Source organism: Cellulomonas sp. NTE-D12 (genome assembly GCF_027923705.1).
Lineage (GTDB): Bacteria > Actinomycetota > Actinomycetes > Actinomycetales > Cellulomonadaceae > Cellulomonas.
On record NZ_AP026442.1, the window covers coordinates 1263148 to 1282523 of the forward strand.

Consider the following 19376-nt stretch of genomic DNA (forward strand, 5'->3'; position numbering starts at 1 on the left):
CCGGTCGACGCCCCACGATCACGGAGCCGTCGGCGGGCAGTGCTCGACGGCCTCGTCGTCCCAGTTCTCGGCGGTCTGCAGCACCCAGAACACGACGAAGAGCACCAGCAGGACCGACTCGACCACGAACACCGTGCCGAACCAGGGCCGGAGGCCGATCAGCCGGGCGCCGCCCACCACGCCGGCGCCGACGACGAGCGTCGCGAGGATCAGGGTGGCGATGGTGCGGTAGGCCCGGCCGTACCGGTCCGGCGACATCAGCCGCAGGTCCGTCCGCTCGCCGGCTCGTCGACCGGCGAGCCACGCGACGGCAGCCGTGAGCAGGAAGAACACGAGCGCGGCGCCGTAGTGGCCCATCCGCAGGAACAGGTCCGGTGAGACGACGAACCAGACCGTGACCACCAGCCAGGCGGCGCTCGCGGCGATCAGGCCGACGCTCGCCGGACGGCCGCGTCGTCGGGCGCCCCACCACGTGACTGCGAGCACCAGGGCCCCCACCACCAGCAGGGCCGTCACGTTGTTGCGCACGGCCGGCACGTACTCCGGCGGCACGCAGCTCGCCGTGCCGGGGCCGCAGACCTCGGGGCCCAGCTCGCGCGGCGTCGGGACGAACGCGACCAGCGGCACCGCCATGCCGGCGAGGTCGAGCAGCGTGTCCTCCCAGCCGGGGCGGCCCTTGATCGCGATCAGTGCCGGGCCGATCGCCATCAGGGTGCCCACCAGCACGCTGCGGACGGGGGAGTAGTAGTACCCGCTGATCGAGCCGAACCGCTCCCCACCGCGGGCGACCTCGAGGGTCAGCGAGACGGCCAGCAGCAGGGTGAGCGCCACCACGGAGACGCGGAGGTACCGGTAGGTGGTGCGCGCCGCGTCGTCGAGCGCGGCGTCGTCCATCTCGCCAGTGTGCCCCGCAGGTCCCACGTCGACCCGTCGGGTCGCCTCCGCGTCGGGCACGGCCCGGAAGCGTCCGCCCATCGCGCGCGGACGCCGACGGCGGGGAGACGATGGTCTCGGGCCGCCGAGCGGCGTGCCGGAGCGGAGGTCGGCCAGATGTCGAGTGCTCGCGGAGATCGGTCGGTGCTGGGGACGGCGGGACGCGCGGTGCTGCGGACCGCCGCCCGCGGACTGACCGGCTGGCTGTTCGTCGAGGCCGGGTACGCGGTGGTGAAGGAGCCGGGCGGCCGCGTGGACGTGGCGGCCGGCACCCTGGGCACCCTGCGCAAGGTGGTCCCGCTGCCCGCGGACGACGAAGCCCTGGTGAAGGCCAACGGTGCGGCCCAGCTGGTGGCGGGCGCGACGCTCGCCCTCGGCATCCTGCCCCGCACCTCGGCCGCCGTGCTCGCGGCCTCGTTGCTGCCGACGTCCGTCGCCGGCCACCCCTACTGGCGGATCGACGACCCGGACAAGCGTGCCGCCCAGAAGCTCCAGTTCCAGAAGAACATGGCGATGCTGGGCGGGCTGCTGTTCGCCGTCATCGAGTAGCGCGCGGCCGTCAGCCGCGGCGGGCGGTCAACCGCGCTGACGCACCGTCAGCCGCGCCAGCAATGGGTGCACCAGGGGCCCGACGCCGACCGCGTACACCAGCGTGCCGACGCCCAGGGCACCTCCCAGCAGCCAGCCGACCAGCACCACGCCGACCTCGATCGACGTCCGGACCACTCGCACGGACCAGCCCGTGCGGGCCACCAGCCCGGTCATCAGGCCGTCGCGCGGCCCCGGACCCAGGCGCGCCCCGATGTACAGCGCCGTCGCCAGGGCGTTCAGGGCCACCCCGGCCACGAGCATCGCTGCGCGCCACGCCAGGGACAGGTGGGGCAGCAGGTCCAGGAGCCTCAGCACCGGGTCGACGAGCACGCCGATCACCACGACGTTCGCGACGGTGCCGATGCCGGGCCGCTGCCGCAGCGGCCACCACGCGGCGAGCACGAGCACGGAGACCACGAGGGTGATCTGCCCGAACGAGAGCGGCGTGTGGCGGCGGATGCCGAGCGTCAGCACGTCCCACGGCATCGCGCCGAGGCGGGCATGCACCAGCAGGGCCATCGACACGGGGTAGAGCGCGAGGCCGACGGCGAGCTGGGCGCCACGGCGCAGGTGGAGCCGGCCGGTCTCGGTGCGGCGGCCGTCGGCGGGGCTGGTCGCGGTGGTCACGACGGCGATCCTGCGACACAAGTGGCCTTGTGCTCCAGGGCCACTTGCCCGACAGTGGCCTGGTGCGCGTGAGCAGCGACCGTCGCGTCGGTCCGGAGCGGGTGGCGGCGCTGATGGACGGCTGTGCCGGCTCGGGCTCGGCGTACGCGGCGCTCGCCGACGGGCTGCGCTCCGCCGTGCTCGCCGGAGCGTTGCCGCCGCGCACCCGCCTGCCGGGAGAGCGCGAGCTCGCGGCCGCGCTCGGGATCTCCCGGACCACGGTGTCCACCGCCTACGACGTGCTGCGGGGCGAGGGCTACCTGGTCAGCCGGCAGGGCTCCGGCACCGTCACCGCGCTGCCCGGCGGGGTGCGACCCTCGCCCCGGTTCTCCGACCTGCCGGATGCAAACCTGCTGGACCTGACCAAGGCGGCACCCGGTCAGCCGCCCGAGCTCGCCGCCGCGTGCGAGGCCGCCGTCGACGACCTGCGCCACGTGGCCGGTCGCGGGTACAGCTCGTTCGGCCTGCCGAGCCTGCGCGCGGCGCTCGCGGACTGGTACGACGAGCGGGGCGTGCCGACGACCAGCGAGCAGATCCTGGTCACCACCGGCGCCCAGCACGCGATCCACCTGATCGTGGGCCTGCTCGCCGGCCGTGGGGACCGCGTGGTGGTGGAGCACCCGACCTACCCGCTGGCCATCGAGGCGGTCCGCTCCGCCGGTGCCCGGCCCGTGCCGGTGCCCGTCGGCGGAGCCGGGGTCGACGTCGAGCTGCTGCGGGCCACCGTCGCCCGGACCGACCCCCGCCTGGCCTACCTGATCCCCGACTTCCAGAACCCCACCGGGACCGTGCTGGACCCGGGCAGCCGGTCCGCGGTCCGGAGCGTGCTGGCCCGGGCCGGCGTGCCGCTCGTGGTCGACGAGGCGTTCAGCGAGCTCGCGTTCGGCGAGCCGGCGCCGTCGCTGGTGGCCGGCGACGGTCGCGCCGTGGTCGGCATCGGCTCCAGCTCCAAGGCGTACTGGGGCGGCCTCCGCGTCGGCTGGGTGCGTGCCCACCCCGAGCTCGTCGCCCGGCTCGCCGCCCGCCGGGCGAGCATGGACGTCGGCACGTCGGTGCTCGACCAGCTGGTGCTGGTTCGCCTGCTCGCCGAGCGGCACACGATCCTCGCCCGTCGTCGTGCGGACCTGCGGCGCCAGCGCGACGTGCTGCTGGGGCTGCTCGGCACCCATCTGCCGGGCTGGAGCGCCCGGCCCCCGGCGGGCGGTCTGAGCCTGTGGGTGGACCTCGGTGCACCGGCGTCCACGGCGCTCGCGCTGCGGGGCCCGGCGTGCGGCGTCCATCTCGTGCCGGGCACGGCCTTCGGGACCGACGGCACCTTCGACGACCGGCTGCGGCTGACCTTCGGTGAGCCGGAACCCGTGCTGGTCACCGCGGTCCAGCGGATCGCGGAGGCGTGGGCGACGCTCGACCGACCGGCGCCGGCGCGGCGGCCCTGGGCGCCGGCCGTCTGACGGGGCTGCCGCGCCGGACGGAGGTGCCGCACCCGAGGGCGGAGGGCGGCACGATGGGCGGGACGACGATCGGAGGTGGTCTCGTGGCTGCGCACCGGCGGGGTTCGCACGGATCCGTCTGGGTCCGGTGGACGGCGCTGCTGCTGTTCGGCACCGGCTTCGGGTACGTCGAGGCGGCCGTGGTGCACTACCTCCGCCGGGTGATCGGCTACCACGCCGGCTACGAGGTGGCCGCGCAGCACGTCTACCTCGACCTGCGGGTGATCGCCTTCGTGCAGCCGGAGCGCACCGTGCTGGTCGACCCGGTGCTCACCCAGGTAGAGGTCGCACGGGAGGCGGCCACGCTGCTGATGCTGCTCGCAGTCGCGGTGCTCGCCGCGGACACGCTGCGGCGGCGCGTTGCCGCCTTCTTCATCGCCTTCGCGGTGTGGGACCTGACGTACTACCTGTTCCTGCGCGTGCTCGACGGCTGGCCGGCCGCGCTCACCGACCTCGACGTCTTCTTCCTCATCCCCGTGACGTGGGTCGGTCCGGTGCTGACCGCCGTGGTCGCGTCGACCGTGGTGCTGGTCGTGGCGTCGTGGGCCTACGTCGCCCACGGGGCGGGTGAGAAATCGTCAGAGCCCCTGTCCGGGACCTAGGTCCGGCGCAGCGGGCGCGCAGATGCCGATGTAGTGACGCTAAAGCCGGCACGGTTCCTCCGTCCTGGTCCGCTGCGGGCGTCAGAGGTGGTGCGGGTTGCCGGAGGGTACGGGCGGTGCGTCGCCGAGGGCGTCCGGCGTCCCCGCCGGGCTCCCCACCGGGTTGCACACCCAGGTGCTCCGGCAGCTGTCCGAGGCGGTCTACGTCGTGGACCGCGAGCGGCGCATCCAGTACTGGAACGATGCGGCGGAGGTACTGACCGGCCGCACGGCCGCCGAGGCCGTCGGCCGCTGGTGCGGCGACGGCCTGCTCAACCACGTCGACGACGCGGGTGTCTCGATGTGCGGGCCCGGGCGGTGCCCGCTCGCGCTCACCATGCTGGACGGCGAGCCGCGCGCGTGCCGGGTGCAGCTGCACCACCGCGACGGTCATCTGGTGCCGGTGCGGGTGCGCGCGACCGCGCTGCGCGACCTCGACGGCGAGGTGATCGGCGCCGTGGAGGTGTTCAGCGACGACTCCGAGCACCGCGCCGACCGGCAGCGCATCGACGAGCTGGACCAGACGGCGAGCCACGATGCGCTCACCGGTCTCGGCAACCGCCGGTACCTGGACCGTCAGTTGGAGCTCCGCCTGTCGGCGTGGCGCCAGGACCCGACGGCCGCCTTCGGCGTGCTGCTGCTGGACCTGGACCGGTTCAAGCAGGTGAACGACGCGCTCGGGCACCTGGCCGGCGACGAGGTGCTGCGCGCCGTCGCCGACAGCCTGCGGCTGGCCGCACCCGACGGGTGCGACCTGGCGCGCTTCGGCGGCGAGGAGTTCGTCGCCGTGGTGCCGTGCGGCGACGTCACCGGCCTCGAGGCGGTCGGGGAGCAGATGCGCGCCATGGTCGCCAGCATCCGGATGGAGCGGTTCGGCCGTGACGAGCCCGTGACGGTCTCGGGCGGTGGCGCGCTGGTGCGCTCCGACGACGTGCCGCTGTCCCTGCTGGCACGCGCCGACAGCATGTTGCTGCAGGCCAAGTGGCGGGGACGGGACCGCGTCGTCGTCCAGGCCTGACGAGCGCCCGGCGGCGCGCTGTCAGCGCCAGCCGAGCGCCGGTGCGACGTGCGTGAGGATCGACTCGATGACGTGGGCGTTGTAGTCGACACCGAGCTGGTTGGGCACCGTCAGCAGCAGGGTGTCGGCGTCGGCGATCGCCTCGTCGCCCCGCAGCTGCTCGATCAGCACGTCCGGCTCGGCGGCGTAGCTGCGGCCGAAGATCGCGCGCGTGGTGGCGTCGATGTTGCCGATCTGGTCCTCGTCCTCCGACCCGTGCCCGAAGTACATCCGGTCCCGGTCGTCCACCAGGGCGAAGATGCTGCGGCTGACCGACACCCGAGGTTCCCGCTCGTGGCCCGCCGCCGTCCACGCCTCGCGGAACAGCCGGATCTGGTCGGGCCTGCTGCACGTGGAACGGCTGGCCGCTCTCGTCGTTCTTCAGCGTCGAGCTCATCAGGTTCATCCCGGCCTGCGCCGCCCACTGCGCGGTGGCGTTGGACCCGGCGCCCCACCAGATCCGGTCCCGCAGGCCGGGGGAGTACGGCTCGACGCGCAGCAGGCCCGGCGGGTTGGGGAACATCGGGCTCGGGTTGGGCTGCGCGAACGCCGCGCCCTCGACGACGCGCAGGAACGTCTCGGAACGGGCGCGCGCCATGTCGGCGTCCGTGCTGCCTTCCGGGGGCTCGTAGCCGAAGTACCGGAACCCGTCGAGCACCTGCTCGGGCGACCCCCGGCTGATGCCGAGCTGCAGCCGGCCGCCGGCGATCAGGTCGGCAGCCCCCGCGTCCTCGGCCATGTACATCGGGTTCTCGTACCGCATGTCGATCACGGCGGTGCCGATCTCGATGCGGCTGGTGCGGGCGCCGACCGCGGCGAGCAGCGGGAACGGCGAGCCGAGCTGCCGGGCGAAGTGGTGCACCCGGAAGTAGGCGCCGTCGGCGCCCAGCTCCTCGGCGGCGACGGCCAGATCGATCGACTGCAGGAGCGCGTCGGAGGCGGACCGGGTCTGGGAGGCGGGCGACGGGGTCCAGTGCCCGAAGGACAGGAAGCCGATGGTCTTCATGTCCGCCTCAACGCGTCTCAGGCCTCGATCTTCCGCCGGACCAGCTCGACGACGCGTCCGACGTTGACCGTCCACCCGACACCGAACACCTGCGGGCTGAGCAGGTGGTCGCCCTTCGGGTCCCAGACCCGCTCCTTGAACCGAGCGACGGTCGGCGGCCGGAAGTCGTAGGGCACGAACCCGACGACCTCGCCGTGCCAGGTGCGCTGGTCCTCCGGGGTGCGCAGCTCCTTGACGACGGCTGCGGCGGCCAGGCCGAGGACGACGAGCCGTCCGATCGAGGGGCCGCGGCGGCCGTGCTCCCGGTTGCTTCCCATGGTTGCTCCCTTGCGACGTCGGTGCTCCGATCCTCCACCCGTCCGCACCGGCACGGGTGTGATCCGTGTCGCATCCTCACCGGCGGCGGCGTGTCCGGTTCCCCGACCAGCCGCCGGCACGCCACCCTCGGGCCGCGACCGTCGCCCCGCGGTCGCACGGCCTGACGAGGGATCGATCACCCATGCTGAAGAAGTCACGCTCCGCCAAGTCCGCCACCTGCACGCTCACCTTCGCGCTGCCCGTCGCGCAGCTCGACGGGTCGGTCAGCGTCGTCGGGACCTTCAACGACTGGACGCCGGGTGTGCACGTGCTGCGCCGGCGCTCCAACGGCACCGCCAGCGCCTCGATCACCGTGCCGGCCGGGACCGACGTGCGGTTCCGCTACCTCGGAGAGCACGGCCGCTGGTTCGACGACGCGGACGCCGACGTGGTGACCACCGACGGCGGTCTGGTTCGCGTCTGAGGAGGCGCGTCGACAGGGGTTTATACAAGATCAACTTGTGTAAACTCCGTCGCATGACCTACGTGATCGGATCGCCTTGCGTGGACGTCAAGGACCGCGCCTGCGTGGACGAGTGCCCCGTCGACTGCATCTACGAGGGCGCTCGCACGCTGTACATCCACCCGGACGAGTGCGTGGACTGCGGCGCCTGCGAACCGGTGTGCCCCACCGAGGCGATCTACTACGAGGACGACCTGCCGGACGCGGAGCGGGCGTACCTGGCGGACAACGCGGCGTTCTTCGCCGACACGCTGCCGGGGCGGCCCGCACCGCTCGGTTCGCCGGGCGGGGCGGGAAAGCTCGGCGCCCTCGGCGTGGACACGCCGCTCGTCGCCGGGCTGCCGACCACCGAGCTCGGCGCCTGAGGCCGTGCGGGGGGACCAGCCCGGGACCGGTGCCGACCCGGTGCGTCCGGGTGCCGGTGCACGGACGGGTGTCTCCGGCCGCCGCCTGGAGGTGCTGGCCCGGTTGCGCGCGGCGGCGCGACCGCTGGGGATCGCCGAGCTGGCTACCGCCCTGGACGTGCACCCCAACACGGTGCGGTTCCACCTCGAGGCTCTGCTGGGGGCCGGGCTGGTGCGGCGTGCGGACAGCGTTCGGCGCGCACCTGGTCGCCCGGCGCAGCTGTTCGCCCCGGTCGCGGCCATGGACGGCACCGGTCCGCGGCGGTACGGGCAGCTGGCCCGGGTGCTGGCCGCCGCGTTGGACGGCGTGCCGGACGGCCCCGCGCGGGCGCTCGAGCAGGGCCGGGTCTGGGGTCGGGAGGTGGCTGCGGGCGTCGACACCCCCGCGGTGTCGTCAAGCAGCCGCGGTGGGCGAGCGGAGGTCCCCGGGCGAGCCGCCGAGGTGGACCGGCTGATCGCACTGCTGGACGACCTGGACTTCGACCCCGTGGTGGTCCGCGCCTCGGACCCTGCCGGCGACCGCGTGCGGCAGCCGGGCGACGCGCCTGCCGGCGACGCGGTCCGCATCGGACTGCGGCGGTGCCCCTTCCTCGAGGTGGCCGGCGCGAGCTCCGCGGTGGTGTGCCCGGTGCACCTCGGGCTGATGCAGGGCGCCATGGAGGTCTGGTCCGCACCGGTGACGGTGGACCGGCTGGACCCGTTCGCTCAGCCCGACCTGTGCGTGGCGCACCTGGCGGCGGTGCGGTCCGGCTGATGCCGGGCCGGACGGGCGCACGATGGGTCGCACCCGGACGACGAAGGAGACCTGATGGACTCGACGAACCTCGAGACGCTGGCGGACGAGCTGATCGCCGCGGCGCACGCCGCCGACTCCGGCCGCGCGTCCCGCACCGTGCACGGCGGCACGGGTCACCCCCTGCGGCAGACGGTCCTCGCGCTGGTCGCCGGCCGTGCGCTGGCCGAGCACGACAGTCCCGGTGACGCGACGTTGCAGGTGGTGCGCGGCCGGATGCGGCTCACGGCGGGGGAGCTGTCCTGGGAGGGCCGTGCCGGGGAGCTCGTCACCATCCCGCCGTCCCGGCACGGGCTGACGGCGCTGGAGGACGCCGTCGCGGTGCTGACGGTGGTCGCCGCGCTCTAGCGGACGCGTCAGCTCGCGGCGAGCAGGTCGTCGATCTGCCCGAGCGCCTGCTTCATGCCCGGCTCCATGCCCATGCCGAGCACCTTCTGCAGGTCCTCCGCGGAGTCGAACCGCGACACGATCGTCAGCAGCGTCCCCGCGTCCACCGGCTCGAGCGCCACGTTCGCGTGCGCGGTCGGCATCTCGAGGTTCGGCGTGCCTGAGTCGTCGGCGAACCCGTCGTCGAACGTCAGCGTCCGCGGCTCCTCCAGGCCGACGAACCGCCACCAGCCCCACGCCTTCTCGCCGTCGGGTCCGGTCATGTAGTAGGTGGCCCGACCACCGGGGCGGAAGTCGTGGTCGACGAAGGTGGCCGGCCACGTCGGCGGTCCCCACCACCGCTCGAGCCGGCGCGGGTCGGAGAAGACGGTCCACACCCGGGCCGGCGGCGCGGCGTACTGCGCGGTGACGGTGAGGGTGAGGGCCGTCGGGTCGGTGACGGACGTGAGCACGGTCATGTGGGTCCTCCTTGGGCTGGTGGCCGGTCGGGGGTCGGCTCGGCCAGCAGGGCGTCGATGCGGTCGAGGCGCCCGTGCCAGATCTCCTGGTACTGCTCGAGGAGCCGGGCCGCGGCGCGGACCGTCTCGACGTTGCCGCGCACCAGTCGCTCGCGCCCGTGCACCTGCTTGGTGACCAGGCCCGCGCGTTCCAGCACCGCGACGTGCTTCTGGACCGCGGCGAAGCTCATCTCGTAGCGCTGCGCCAGGTTGGAGACGGACTCCTCGTGGTGCAGCACGCGCGTGACGATGTCCCGCCGGGTCCGGTCCGCCAGTGCGGCGAACATGCGGTCGACGGTGTCCGGGTCCAGAAGTTCTACAACCATCGGGTTGTACGTTAGCGGGCTCGCTTCCGGAAGGGAAGAGCGCGGGGCGTGCGGAGGGATTGACGGGAAACCATTTGGTTTCCTAACCTGGCCACGTGGAGCTGGTGTTCAAGGCGTTGGCGGACTCCACCCGGCGCGCGCTGCTGGACGCCCTGATGCAGGACGACGGGCAGACGCTGGGGTCGCTGGCCGAGCGGTGCCCGATGACGCGCCCCGGCGTGGCCAAGCACCTGCGGATCCTGGAGGAGGCCGGGCTCGTCGTCGCTCGCCGGAGCGGCCGGGAGAAGCGGCACTACCTGAACGTCGTCCCGATCAGGGAGATCCACGACCGGTGGATCACCCGGTACACCGAGAGCTGGGCAGCTGGGGTCTCGCAGCTCAAGAGGGATCTGGAGCACGGCATGGAGAAGGTCTTCGAGATCTACGTCGCGACCACGCCCGAGCGGCTGTGGCAGGCCATCACCGACCCGGAGATCCGGGCGCGGTACCACTTCGGCGCGGCGGTGCACTCGGACTGGTCGACGGGCTCGACGTTCACCCTCGACCACCCCGGCGCCGCAGGTCCGCTCGCGGAGGGCGAGAACCTGGTGGTGGACCCCCCGCACCGACTGGTGCAGTCCATGCGGACGCTGTGGTCGCCGGACGCCGCTCAGCAGGGCACCACGCGGGTCACCTGGGAGATCGAGCAGGTCGGTGACTCCTGCCGGCTGACGATCACCCACGACCAGCTCGCGGGCGATGCCCCGCCCGAGCTGTACGGCGGCTGGCCGATGATCCTCTCCGGCCTCAAGACCTGGCTCGAGACGGGACGGGTCCTCACCACCCCGGGGTCGCTGAGGTACCGGGAGCCCGCGCCGACCGAGGGCTCGGTCACGACGGAGGACCTCTCATGAGCACCATCACGGGCATCCGGACCGTTGCCGTGCCCGTCGCCGACCAGGACCGGGCCCTCGCGTTCTACCGCGACGTCCTCGGCTTCGAGGTCCGGCTCGACGGCCTCGCCGCGGGCGGGCGCTGGGTCGAGGTGGGCCCGGCCGGGGGGAGCGTGACGCTGGCGCTCACCCGCGCGGACGGCAGCCCGTCCGCCCGGGGCACGGGGATCAGGTTCACGGCGCCCGACGCCGCCGCGGAGCGCGCCTCCCTCGCGCGCGCCGGGCTCCGCGTCGGCGACCTGCTGCGCTGGCCGGGGGTGCCGCCCATGTTCACCTTCGACGACCCCGACGGGAACCAGTTCGTCGTCGTCGAGCAGACCGCGGGCGACCCCCGGTGACCGCCCCGCTGGACCGCGAGTTCACCGCGGTCCTCGAGCGCAGCGCCGCCACGGGGGGCTGGACCTTCGTGCGGACGGACTGGACCGCCGCCTACTTCGGCACCCGAGGCCTCGTCCGGGTGTCCGGGACCATCGACGGTCACCCCTTCGACGGCTCCTTCATGGCCCTGGGCGACGGCACCCACAAGCTCGCGATCACCGCCCGGGTCCGCGGCCTGATCGGCAAGGACGCGGGCGACGAGGTGACGATCCGGCTCACCCGACGTCGATGACCCGCGCGTCCGCCGCCCCGGTGCGCACCACGACCACGCCGCCGGCCGGGACCTTGACCGTGCCCGCCACGCGCTCCCCGGACAGCAGGTCCGTGCCGTCGGCGGGCACGGCCACGGCCGCCTCCGTGTGGTTGACGGCCACCACGTAGTCGCGCTCGGCACCGCGGCGGCGGACCACCTCGACGTCGTCCGGCAGCTCGGACCGCGTGAGGCCGGCGTCGGCGTAGGCGCGGTGCAGCACGGCAGCGAGCGCGTCGCCCGTCAGCCTGGTGGACACGTACCAGCCGGCGCCGTCGCCCCGGGAGTTGCGGGTGACGGCGGGCCCGCCGGCGGCCGGCCCGTCCACGTAGCGCGCCACGACGTCGGCGCCGTGGAGCACCACGGCGTCCGCCCACACGTCGGACGCCGGCTCGTCGTCCTCCCCGTCCGTCCACGCCAGCCGGACGTGCTCGCCCGCCCGCAAGGGGAGGAACTCCTCGACCGTCACGCCCAGCGCGTCGGCCAGCGGCGCCAGGTAGCCGCCGGGGTGCACGGCGTCGTGCTCGTCGACGACCCCGGAGAAGCAGAGCACGACGAGCGTCCCGCCGGCCTCGACGTAGGCGGTGAGGTTGCGCGCCGCCGCGGCGCTGATCAGGTACGACGCGGGCGCGACGACCAGCGGGTACGCGGACAGGTCGGCCTCGGGGTGGGCGAAGTCGACGGTCAGGCCGTCGCGCCAGAGCCGGTCGTAGACGGCCGCGACGCGCTCCCGGTGGTCCAGGTCCACGCTGGGCCGCCACTCGAGGTCCTGCGCCCAGAACGACTCCCAGTCCCACAGGACCGCCGCGTCGGCCACCACCCGCGAGCCGCGCACCTCGCCGAGCTGGGACACGGCAGCACCGAGCTCGCACACCTCCCGCCACACCCGTGACGAGGTCCCGGCGTGCGGCAGCATCGCGGAGTGGAACTTCTCGGCGCCGGAGCGGGAGGCGCGCCACTGGAAGAACAGGACGGCGTCGGCGCCGCGCCCGAGGTGCGTGAGGGCGTTGCGGGCCATCTCGCCGGGGCGCTTGGCCACGTTGCGCGGCTGCCAGTTCACCGCGGAGGTGGAGTGCTCCATGAGGATCCACGGCCGGCCGCCCGCCACCGACCGGGTGAGGTCCGCGGCCATCGCCAGCCCCACGTACCCGCGGGGGTCGGCGGCGTCGAGGTAGTGGTCGTCGGACACCACGTCCACCTCGCGCGCCCACGCCCACAGGTCGGTGGAGGGGCAGGCGGTGGCCATGAAGTTGGTGGTCACCGGCCGGTCGGAGTGGGCGCGGATCGCGTCCCGCTCGGCGCGGAAGCACTCGCGCAGGGCGTGGTCGCTGAACCGGGCGAAGTCCAGCCGCTGCGCCGGGTTGACGACGCTCGGTGCGACGGAGGGGACGCCCACGTGGTCCCACTCGCCGTAGTGCTGCCCCCAGAAGGCGGTGCCCCACGCGGCGTTCAGGGCGTCGAGAGTGCCGTAGCGGACCCGGAGCCACTCCCGGAACGCCGCCGCGGAGGACGGTGAGTAGTCCTCCGACACCGGTGCGCCGTACTCGTTGTGCACGTGCCAGAGCACCACCGCCGGGTGCGTGCCGTAGCGCTCGGCGAGCGCCGTGGTGATCCGCACCGCGGCCCTCCGGTACTCGGGGGAGCTGGGGCCGGCCATGCCGCGGGAGCCGAAGCCGAGCACCGTCCCGTCCCGGCCGACCACGTGCGCCTGCGGGTAGGTGGCGAAGAACCACGCCGGCGGCGAGGCCGTCGGCGTCCCGAGGTCCACCGCGATCCCGTGGGCGTGCAGCAGCTCGAGCAGCCGGTCCAGCCAACCGAGGTCGAGCTCGCCCTCCCGTGGCTCCAGCAGCGCCCACGAGAAGATCCCGACGCTGACGAGGTTCACGCCCGCCTGCACCATCAGCTCGACGTCCTCGAGCCACACCTCTTCCGGCCACTGCTCGGGGTTGTAGTCCCCGCCGTAGGCGATCCCGTGCGGCCCCAGCGGCCAGCGCGGCGTCGTCGGGCCGACGGGCAGGAAGCCGTCGGGACGCGGGGCGAGGCGCCCCGTGAGGTGGGAAGACATGACTCTCCGTCGAGTTCGTGGGATCAATCTGTGTGCACGCTCACAGCCGCCAGCGGCGGGTCGTGCCCCAGGAAACACCACGCGAGGAGCGGTTGACAAGCACCGTGGGCGTGCCCTTACTGTGAGCGTGCACAGGCACCAGCGCCGCACCGGCGCATCCCGTCGCGATGCCGCGACGGCCTTGACGAGGAGGTCACATGCGCCTGCACTCAGGCATCCGGATCGGCGCGGTCCTGGCCGCGTCCGCCCTGCTGGTCACCGCCTGCTCCGGCGGCGGCGGCTCGACGGGCAGCGCCACCGGGGGCGCGACGGGCGGTTCCACGGCGGCCGGGGGGAAGGTCGACCTGACGTTCTGGACGTGGGCGCCCGGGATGGACGCCATCGTCGCCAAGTGGAACGCCGAGAACCCGGACATCCAGGTCACCGTCAACAAGCAGGACGGCGGCGACCCCGCCGTCACCAAGCTGCTCACCGCGATCAAGGCCGGCTCCGGCGCGCCGGACATCATGCAGACCGAGTACCAGAAGATCCCCACGCTGGTCTCGTCGGACGCGCTCGCGGACATCTCGGGCGACCTGCCCAAGGACATCAAGAGCCACTACTCGGACGGCACGTGGCAGGCGGTGACGCTCGGCGGCGACCAGATCTACGGCGTGCCGCAGGACTCGGGCCCGATGGAGTTCTACTACCGGACCGACATCTTCCAGAAGTACGGCCTCACCGTGCCGAAGACGTGGGACGAGTACGCCCAGGTCGCGGCGAAGCTGCACGCGGCGGACCCGACCACGTACCTGGGCACGTTCTCCGCGACGGACGCCGGCTGGTTCACCGGGCTCGCCCAGCAGGCCGGTGCGTCCTGGTGGGGCGTGGACGGCACCGCGTGGTCGGTGAACATCGACTCCGCGGCCACGGAAAAGGTCGCCACGTACTGGGGTGACCTGGTGCAGAAGGGCGTCATCGACAACAAGCCGATGTACACCCCCGAGTGGAACGCCGCGCTGAACGACGGCACGCAGGCCGGCTGGGTCTCGGCGATCTGGGCACCGGGCGTGCTCCAGGGGAACGCGGCCGACACCAAGGGCAAGTGGGCCATGGCTCCGCTGCCGCAGTGGAACGCCGGTGACAACGCCACGGGCAACTGGGGCGGCTCGGCCTCCTCCGTCACCTCGCAGTCCAAGCACAAGGCGGAGGCCGCGAAGTTCATCGCGTGGATGAACTCGAGCCAGGAGGGCGTCGACATCCTCGCCAAGTCCGGCGGCCTGTACCCGGCCGACCTGCCCGGCCAGGCTGAGGCGCTGTCCGCCCCGCCGGCCTTCTTCCCGCAGCAGACGGACTTCTACACGACCGCGGCGGACATCGCGAAGTCCGTCAAGCCCTTCACGTACGGCCCGAACGTGAACGTCGCGTTCTCCTCGTACAACGACGCCTTCGGCAAGGCCACGCAGGCCAAGTCGTCGGCCGCCTTCCTCGACGCCGTCAAGACGATGCAGCAGGCGACGGTCGCCGACCTGAAGAACGGTGGCTTCACCGTCAAGCAGTGACGTCCCGCGTGGCCGCCCGGCATCCTTCGCCGGGCGGCCACGCGCCGTCAGGTCCGTCGTCGTCCCCCTGGAGTGACCTTCGTGAACCCTGCACCCGTCGCCGCGCCCAACCGGGGCGTGCGCCGCTACACCGGGCTGAGGGCCTACGGGTACCTCGCACCCGCGGCGGTGCTCTTCACCCTCTTCCTCGCGCTGCCGATCGTGTACGCGCTCTACCTGAGCTTCCGCACCGTCAAGGTCAAGGGTCTGGGCCTCGGTCGCGGCGCCCGCACGGAGGTGTGGGCGGGGCTGAGCAACTACCAGCACGCCCTCGTCGGGGACCCGGACTTCATGGCGTCGGTGGTCCGGGTGACGCTGTACGGCCTGGTGCTGGTGCCGACGATGCTCGGGCTCGCCCTGCTGTTCGCGCTGCTGCTCGACGCGCGCGGCACGCGCGCCCGCGGCTTCTCCCGCGTGTCGATCTTCCTGCCGTACGCGGTCCCGGCCGTCATCGCCTCGCTCCTGTGGGGCTTCCTCTACCTGCCGCGCGTCAGCCCGTTCCTGTACGTGGCCGCGCGGCTCGGTTGGCCGCAGCCCGACGTGCTCTCGCAGCAGTGGGTGACGTTCGCGATCGCCAACATCGGCCTGTGGGGCGGCGTCGGCTTCAACATGATCGTCATCTACACGGCGCTGAAGGCGATCCCCAGCGAGCTGTACGAGGCGGCGCGGCTCGACGGCGCGTCGGAGGCGGCGATCGCCTGGCGGATCAAGGTCCCGGTGGTGCTGCCGTCCCTGATCCTCACCTTCCTGTTCTCGATGATCGCGACGCTCCAGGTGTTCGCCGAGCCCATGACGCTGCGGCCGCTGACCAACACGATCTCCTCCACGTGGAGCCCGCTGATGAAGGTGTACCGGGACGCCTTCACCCGCAACGACATCTACTCCGCCGCCGCCACCTCCGTGGTGATCGCGCTGGCCACCTTCGTCCTCTCGTTCGGCTTCCTGCGCCTGGTGCAGCGCCGTGCCTTCAGCCAGGAGAACAGCTGACATGGCCACCGTCCTGAGCGACCCGACGGTCGCGCCCCCCCGGACCGGCACGGTCCGTCGCCGCCCGCGCGTGGCCACCGCGCGTCCCAACCGGCTCGGCACGGTGGTGCTGCTGATCGGCGCGCTGTACTGCCTGCTGCCCGTGGCGTGGGTGCTGACGGCGTCGACCAAGAGCGCGAACGAGCTGTTCTCCACCCTCACGTTCGCGCCGTCCACGCACCTGTGGGACAACATCCGGCAGCTGTCCGCCTACCGCGGAGGCCTGTACTGGCGGTGGATGGCCAACACGGCGCTGTACGCCGGCGTCGGCGCGCTGGCCTCGACGCTCGTGTCCGCGATGGCGGGGTACGGGCTGGCGAAGTTCGTCTTCCCCGGCAAGAAGGCCGTGTTCAACGTGATCCTGGCCGGTGTGCTGGTCCCGGGCGTGGTGCTGGCCATCCCGCAGTACCTGCTGCTGGCCAAGGTTGGCCTGACCAACACGTACTGGTCGGTCCTGCTGCCGAGCACGATCAGCCCTTACGGCATCTACCTGGCACGCATCTACGCCGCCGCGTCGGTGCCGGACGACGTGATCGAGGCGGCCCGCACCGACGGCGCACGCGAGTGGCGGGTGTTCAGCTCGATCTCGGTGCCGATGATGATGCCCGGGCTGGTGACGGTGTTCCTGTTCCAGTTCGTCGCCATCTGGAACAACTTCATGCTGCCCTACATCATGCTGGGCAACGACCGGCTGTTCCCGATCACCGTCGGGCTGTCCGGACTGCTCAACCAGGGCGCCTCGCAGCCCGCGATGTACACGTCCGTGATCACCGGCGCCCTGCTGTCGGTCGTCCCGCTCGGCGCCCTGTTTCTCACGCTGCAGCGGTACTGGCAGGTGGACCTGGCGGCCGGTGCGGTGAAGGCGTGAGCCCCCGCGCGCGGCGACCCCTAGAGTTCGGACCGATGGAGTCGACGGGGGGCGCGCGCAAGCGGCCGACGATCGTGGACGTCGCGGCCGCGGCCGGGGTGTCGCGCGGCACCGTGTCCCGCGTGCTCAACGGCGGTCACTGGGTGTCGCCGGAGGCGGCGGCCGCGGTGGAGCGGGCCATCAAGGAGACCGGCTTCCAGGCCAACCAGTACGCGCGCAGCCTGGTCACCGGCCGGGCGAACTCGGTGGCGTTCCTGCTCACGGAGCCGCAGCACCTGCTGTTCGAGGACCCGAACTTCTCGATCCTGCTGCGCGGGGCCGCGCAGGCGCTCGCGGCCCGTGGCATGCCGCTGCTGCTCATGGTGGCGGGCACGCGTGACGAGCAGCAGCAGGTGCTGCGCTACGTGGGCGCCGGTCACGTGGACGGCGTGCTGCTGATCTCGTCGCACGCCGGCAGCCTGGTGGTCGACGCCCTGGTCGCCCAGAAGGTGCCGACCATCGCCTGCGGCGTGCCGCTGGGCCACGAGGGCGCCGTGGGGTACGTCGCGGCCGACGACCTGGGCGGTGGGCGGCTGATGACGCGGCACCTGCGCGAGCGGGGTCGTCGGACCATCGCCATGATCACCGGCCCGCTCGACACCCCGGGCGGCCGGATGCGGCTGGACGGGTACCGAGCCGAGCTCGGGCACGACTACGACGAGAGGCTCGTCGAGAACGGCGACTACACGCGGGAGAGCGGCGTCGCCGCCATGCGGGCGCTGCTCGAGCGGCGGCCGGACCTCGACGCCGTCTTCGTCGGCTCCGACCTCATGGCGGCCGGCGCCCTGCAGGTGCTGCGCGAGGCGGGCCGCTCGGTGCCCGAGGACGTGGCGGTGGGCGGCTTCGACGACTCCGGCCTGGCCGAGACCCTCGACCCGCCGCTGACCACGATGCGCCAGCCGTTCTCCCGGATCAGCCAGGAGATGGTCCGCCTGCTGCTCGAGGTGGTGGACGGCGAGACGCCCGCGGCGATCACCCTGCCGACGTCCCTGGTGGTGCGCGCGAGCACCTGACGGGTGCGGGGGACCGTCGGACTCAGGCGCTGGGCGCAGGGGTCGGACCGGTGGCGGCGGACAGCTCGCCGACGGGCACCGCGCCGGTGAGGGTGTTGCCCGGTCCGGGCAGCGGGCACGCCCAGGCCTCGTCGTACGCGCACGACGGCGGGTACGCGAAGTTGAGGTCGACGACGAGCGCGTCCGGCGCGCCGCCGAGGTCCGCCCCCTTCACGGTGTCGAGGAGGTAGCGGCCGCCGCCGTACGTCTGCCGGCCGCTGGTCGCGTCCTTCAGGGGCAGGAAGACGCCACCGCCGTACATCGCCACCCACCAGACGTCCAGGCCGCCGAGACCGGGCAGCTCGACGCGCCCGACGCGCTCCAGCGGGACGACGCCGTCGGTGGCGGTCCGCACCTCCCGACGCTGGGCGGGCACGGACCGGTCGACCGGCACGACGAACCGGAAGGCCTCGTCGTACGGGGCCGTCGTCGGTCCGGCGTATGCCGAGCGCTCCGCGACCGGTACGGGCGACGCGGGATGGGTCCGCAGCAGACGTCCGCGCGCGGACACCCACTCCTCGTGGGCGGCGCGCGGGTCCGGCTCGGCCCGCACCGCCCGGTAGAGGTCGGCCACCTGCCGGCGCCAGTCGAGGACGTCCCACCACGAGCCGCTCACCGCGCGAGCGTATGTCGGTCGCGGTGCGGTGGCCTGCGTCCGGACGTGTGCCCGGCGCGGCACGGTACCGTGGGGGGTCGTTCCCGGCGCCGGTCCCCTCGTGCGGGCCCGCCGGTGACAGCTTCCCGGCGGCCCTGCGCGGCTCGTCGGCCGCCCGTCTTGCTCGCCGCACCGAAGGACGTCCCCGTGACCGCAGCACTGGCCCTGTTCGACCTGGACGACACGCTCGCGCCCTCCAAGAGCAAGGTCGGCGACGAGGTGATCGACATGATCGTCGCCCTCACCAAGGTCGTGCAGGTCGGTGTGATCTCCGGCGGCCGGTTCGAGCAGTTCGACGCCCAGCTGCTCTCGTCCATCCACGACGACGCGGCGCTCGGCCAGATCCACGTGCTGCCGACCTGCGGCACCCGCTACCTGGTGCACCAGGGCGGCGACTGGACCGAGGTGTACTCCGAGCCGCTGACCGCGGACGAGGCGGACCGCGCGACGGCCGCCCTCGAGGAGGGCGCCAAGGCGCTCGGCCTGTGGGAGGAGAGCACCTGGGGCGACCGCATCGAGCTGCGCGGCAGCCAGGTGACGTTCTCGGCGCTCGGCCAGGCGGCCCCGGTGGACGCCAAGGCGGCGTGGGACCCGGACGGGCGGAAGAAGGAGTCCCTGCGGGCCTACGTGGCGGAGAAGCTGCCGGACCTCGAGGTGCGCTCCGGTGGGTCCACCTCCGTGGACATCACCCGCAAGGGCATCGACAAGGCGTACGGCGTCAACCGGCTGCTCGACCGCCTCGGGCTGCGCCCCGACCAGGCGGTGTTCTTCGGTGACCGGCTCGACGAGGGCGGCAACGACTACCCGGTGATCGCCACGGGGGTGCCCTGCATCGCGGTGACCGGCTGGGAGGACACCCCGGCCAAGGTCCGCGTGGCCATCCCCGAGGCGTTCGCAGCCGATCTGGCTCGCTGACCGGT

At 73.2% G+C, this 19376-nt stretch carries 23 protein-coding genes and 1 pseudogene; 16 read left to right on the top strand and 8 right to left on the bottom strand.

Annotated features, from left to right (window positions below):
* Positions 1 to 18: 18 nt before the first annotated feature.
* Positions 19 to 894, bottom strand: a complete 876-nt coding sequence (locus tag QMF98_RS05800; RefSeq protein WP_337975080.1) for a hypothetical protein — start codon at positions 892 to 894, stop codon at positions 19 to 21.
* Positions 895 to 1050: 156 nt separating this feature from the next.
* Here QMF98_RS05800 and QMF98_RS05805 point away from each other — a divergent pair, with 156 nt between their 5' ends.
* Positions 1051 to 1482 carry a DoxX family protein gene (locus QMF98_RS05805; RefSeq protein ID WP_337975081.1) on the top strand — a complete coding sequence of 144 codons (432 nt, stop codon included), beginning with the start codon at positions 1051 to 1053 and terminating at the stop codon, positions 1480 to 1482.
* A 27-nt stretch (positions 1483 to 1509) separates the two neighbouring features.
* Here the strand turns inward: QMF98_RS05805 and yczE are convergent, their stop codons facing one another.
* On the bottom strand, positions 1510 to 2151 hold the full coding sequence (gene yczE / locus QMF98_RS05810; protein WP_348773398.1) for a membrane protein YczE: 642 nt from the start codon (positions 2149 to 2151) through the stop codon (positions 1510 to 1512).
* Between the two features lie 62 nt (positions 2152 to 2213).
* Here yczE and yczR point away from each other — a divergent pair, with 62 nt between their 5' ends.
* The 3 genes from yczR (at position 2214) to QMF98_RS05825 (ending at position 5339) form a co-directional block, all read left to right on the top strand.
* Complete coding sequence (gene yczR / locus QMF98_RS05815) at positions 2214 to 3641, top strand: MocR-like transcription factor YczR (protein ID WP_337975082.1); 1428 nt, start codon at positions 2214 to 2216, stop codon at positions 3639 to 3641.
* An 83-nt stretch (positions 3642 to 3724) separates the two neighbouring features.
* Entirely contained in the window at positions 3725 to 4282 is a 558-nt protein-coding gene (locus QMF98_RS05820) for a hypothetical protein (RefSeq protein ID WP_337975083.1), read from the top strand.
* Between the two features lie 97 nt (positions 4283 to 4379).
* The gene (locus QMF98_RS05825) at positions 4380 to 5339 is read left to right on the top strand and encodes a sensor domain-containing diguanylate cyclase (protein ID WP_337975084.1); all 960 of its coding nucleotides are present in this window, start codon (positions 4380 to 4382) and stop codon (positions 5337 to 5339) included.
* Positions 5340 to 5360: 21 nt separating this feature from the next.
* Here QMF98_RS05825 and QMF98_RS05830 read toward each other — a convergent pair.
* Both QMF98_RS05830 and QMF98_RS05835 read right to left on the bottom strand, forming a co-directional pair.
* Positions 5361 to 6384: pseudogene (locus tag QMF98_RS05830) on the bottom strand (LLM class flavin-dependent oxidoreductase).
* A gap of 17 nt (positions 6385 to 6401) precedes the next feature.
* A complete protein-coding gene (locus tag QMF98_RS05835; protein ID WP_291761766.1) occupies positions 6402 to 6701 on the bottom strand; it encodes a DUF5808 domain-containing protein in 300 nt (99 codons plus the stop codon).
* 182 nt (positions 6702 to 6883) lie between these two features.
* On the opposite strand from QMF98_RS05835, the gene QMF98_RS05840 reads away from it, so the two are divergent.
* The 4 genes from QMF98_RS05840 to QMF98_RS05855 are packed head-to-tail and all read left to right on the top strand — an operon-like array spanning position 6884 to position 8749.
* A complete protein-coding gene (locus QMF98_RS05840; RefSeq protein ID WP_337975085.1) occupies positions 6884 to 7165 on the top strand; it encodes an isoamylase early set domain-containing protein in 282 nt (93 codons plus the stop codon).
* Positions 7166 to 7218: 53 nt separating this feature from the next.
* Positions 7219 to 7569 (top strand): ferredoxin, encoded by a 351-nt coding sequence (fdxA, locus tag QMF98_RS05845; protein WP_337975086.1) that lies wholly within the window; start codon positions 7219 to 7221, stop codon positions 7567 to 7569.
* Between the two features lie 4 nt (positions 7570 to 7573).
* Positions 7574 to 8362, top strand: a complete 789-nt coding sequence (locus tag QMF98_RS05850; protein WP_337975087.1) for a helix-turn-helix transcriptional regulator — start codon at positions 7574 to 7576, stop codon at positions 8360 to 8362.
* 54 nt (positions 8363 to 8416) lie between these two features.
* Complete coding sequence (locus QMF98_RS05855) at positions 8417 to 8749, top strand: cupin domain-containing protein (RefSeq protein WP_291761773.1); 333 nt, start codon at positions 8417 to 8419, stop codon at positions 8747 to 8749.
* An 8-nt stretch (positions 8750 to 8757) separates the two neighbouring features.
* Here QMF98_RS05855 and QMF98_RS05860 read toward each other — a convergent pair whose 3' ends face one another.
* Together QMF98_RS05860 and QMF98_RS05865 are read right to left on the bottom strand one after the other, a co-directional pair.
* Positions 8758 to 9246 (bottom strand): SRPBCC family protein, encoded by a 489-nt coding sequence (locus QMF98_RS05860; protein WP_337975088.1) that lies wholly within the window; start codon positions 9244 to 9246, stop codon positions 8758 to 8760.
* Positions 9243 to 9572: an ArsR/SmtB family transcription factor gene (locus QMF98_RS05865; protein WP_337975089.1), complete on the bottom strand. Its 330-nt coding sequence runs from the start codon at positions 9570 to 9572 to the stop codon at positions 9243 to 9245. The genes QMF98_RS05860 and QMF98_RS05865 overlap by 4 nt, the downstream gene beginning before the upstream one ends.
* Positions 9573 to 9706: 134 nt before the next feature.
* Here QMF98_RS05865 and QMF98_RS05870 point away from each other — a divergent pair, with 134 nt between their 5' ends.
* The 3 genes from QMF98_RS05870 to QMF98_RS05880 are packed head-to-tail and all read left to right on the top strand — an operon-like array spanning position 9707 to position 11153.
* Positions 9707 to 10504, top strand: a complete 798-nt coding sequence (locus tag QMF98_RS05870) for an ArsR/SmtB family transcription factor (protein WP_337975090.1) — start codon at positions 9707 to 9709, stop codon at positions 10502 to 10504.
* Positions 10501 to 10881, top strand: coding sequence for a VOC family protein (locus QMF98_RS05875; RefSeq protein WP_337975091.1), 381 nt, complete (start codon positions 10501 to 10503; stop codon positions 10879 to 10881). The genes QMF98_RS05870 and QMF98_RS05875 overlap by 4 nt, the downstream gene beginning before the upstream one ends.
* Complete coding sequence (locus QMF98_RS05880; RefSeq protein ID WP_337975092.1) at positions 10878 to 11153, top strand: DUF1905 domain-containing protein; 276 nt, start codon at positions 10878 to 10880, stop codon at positions 11151 to 11153. Before QMF98_RS05875 ends, QMF98_RS05880 begins: the two co-directional genes overlap by 4 nt.
* Here QMF98_RS05880 and QMF98_RS05885 read toward each other — a convergent pair.
* Complete coding sequence (locus QMF98_RS05885; RefSeq protein ID WP_337975093.1) at positions 11137 to 13236, bottom strand: beta-galactosidase; 2100 nt, start codon at positions 13234 to 13236, stop codon at positions 11137 to 11139. The genes QMF98_RS05880 and QMF98_RS05885 overlap by 17 nt on opposite strands.
* Positions 13237 to 13433: 197 nt before the next feature.
* Here QMF98_RS05885 and QMF98_RS05890 point away from each other — a divergent pair, with 197 nt between their 5' ends.
* From QMF98_RS05890 to QMF98_RS05905, 4 genes are all read left to right on the top strand, one after another.
* Positions 13434 to 14777, top strand: a complete 1344-nt coding sequence (locus tag QMF98_RS05890; protein WP_337975094.1) for an ABC transporter substrate-binding protein — start codon at positions 13434 to 13436, stop codon at positions 14775 to 14777.
* 72 nt (positions 14778 to 14849) lie between these two features.
* Positions 14850 to 15803 (top strand): carbohydrate ABC transporter permease, encoded by a 954-nt coding sequence (locus tag QMF98_RS05895; protein WP_490715650.1) that lies wholly within the window; start codon positions 14850 to 14852, stop codon positions 15801 to 15803.
* A 1-nt stretch (position 15804) separates the two neighbouring features.
* Entirely contained in the window at positions 15805 to 16710 is a 906-nt protein-coding gene (locus tag QMF98_RS05900) for a carbohydrate ABC transporter permease (protein WP_337975095.1), read from the top strand.
* A gap of 35 nt (positions 16711 to 16745) precedes the next feature.
* Positions 16746 to 17762 carry a LacI family DNA-binding transcriptional regulator gene (locus QMF98_RS05905; RefSeq protein ID WP_337975096.1) on the top strand — a complete coding sequence of 339 codons (1017 nt, stop codon included), beginning with the start codon at positions 16746 to 16748 and terminating at the stop codon, positions 17760 to 17762.
* Positions 17763 to 17784: 22 nt separating this feature from the next.
* On the opposite strand, the gene QMF98_RS05910 is transcribed toward QMF98_RS05905, so the two are convergent.
* Positions 17785 to 18417: a DUF1684 domain-containing protein gene (locus QMF98_RS05910; RefSeq protein WP_337975097.1), complete on the bottom strand. Its 633-nt coding sequence runs from the start codon at positions 18415 to 18417 to the stop codon at positions 17785 to 17787.
* Between the two features lie 186 nt (positions 18418 to 18603).
* Here QMF98_RS05910 and QMF98_RS05915 point away from each other — a divergent pair, with 186 nt between their 5' ends.
* Positions 18604 to 19371, top strand: a complete 768-nt coding sequence (locus QMF98_RS05915) for an HAD-IIB family hydrolase (protein WP_337975098.1) — start codon at positions 18604 to 18606, stop codon at positions 19369 to 19371.
* The last annotated feature ends 5 nt before the right edge of the window (positions 19372 to 19376 follow it).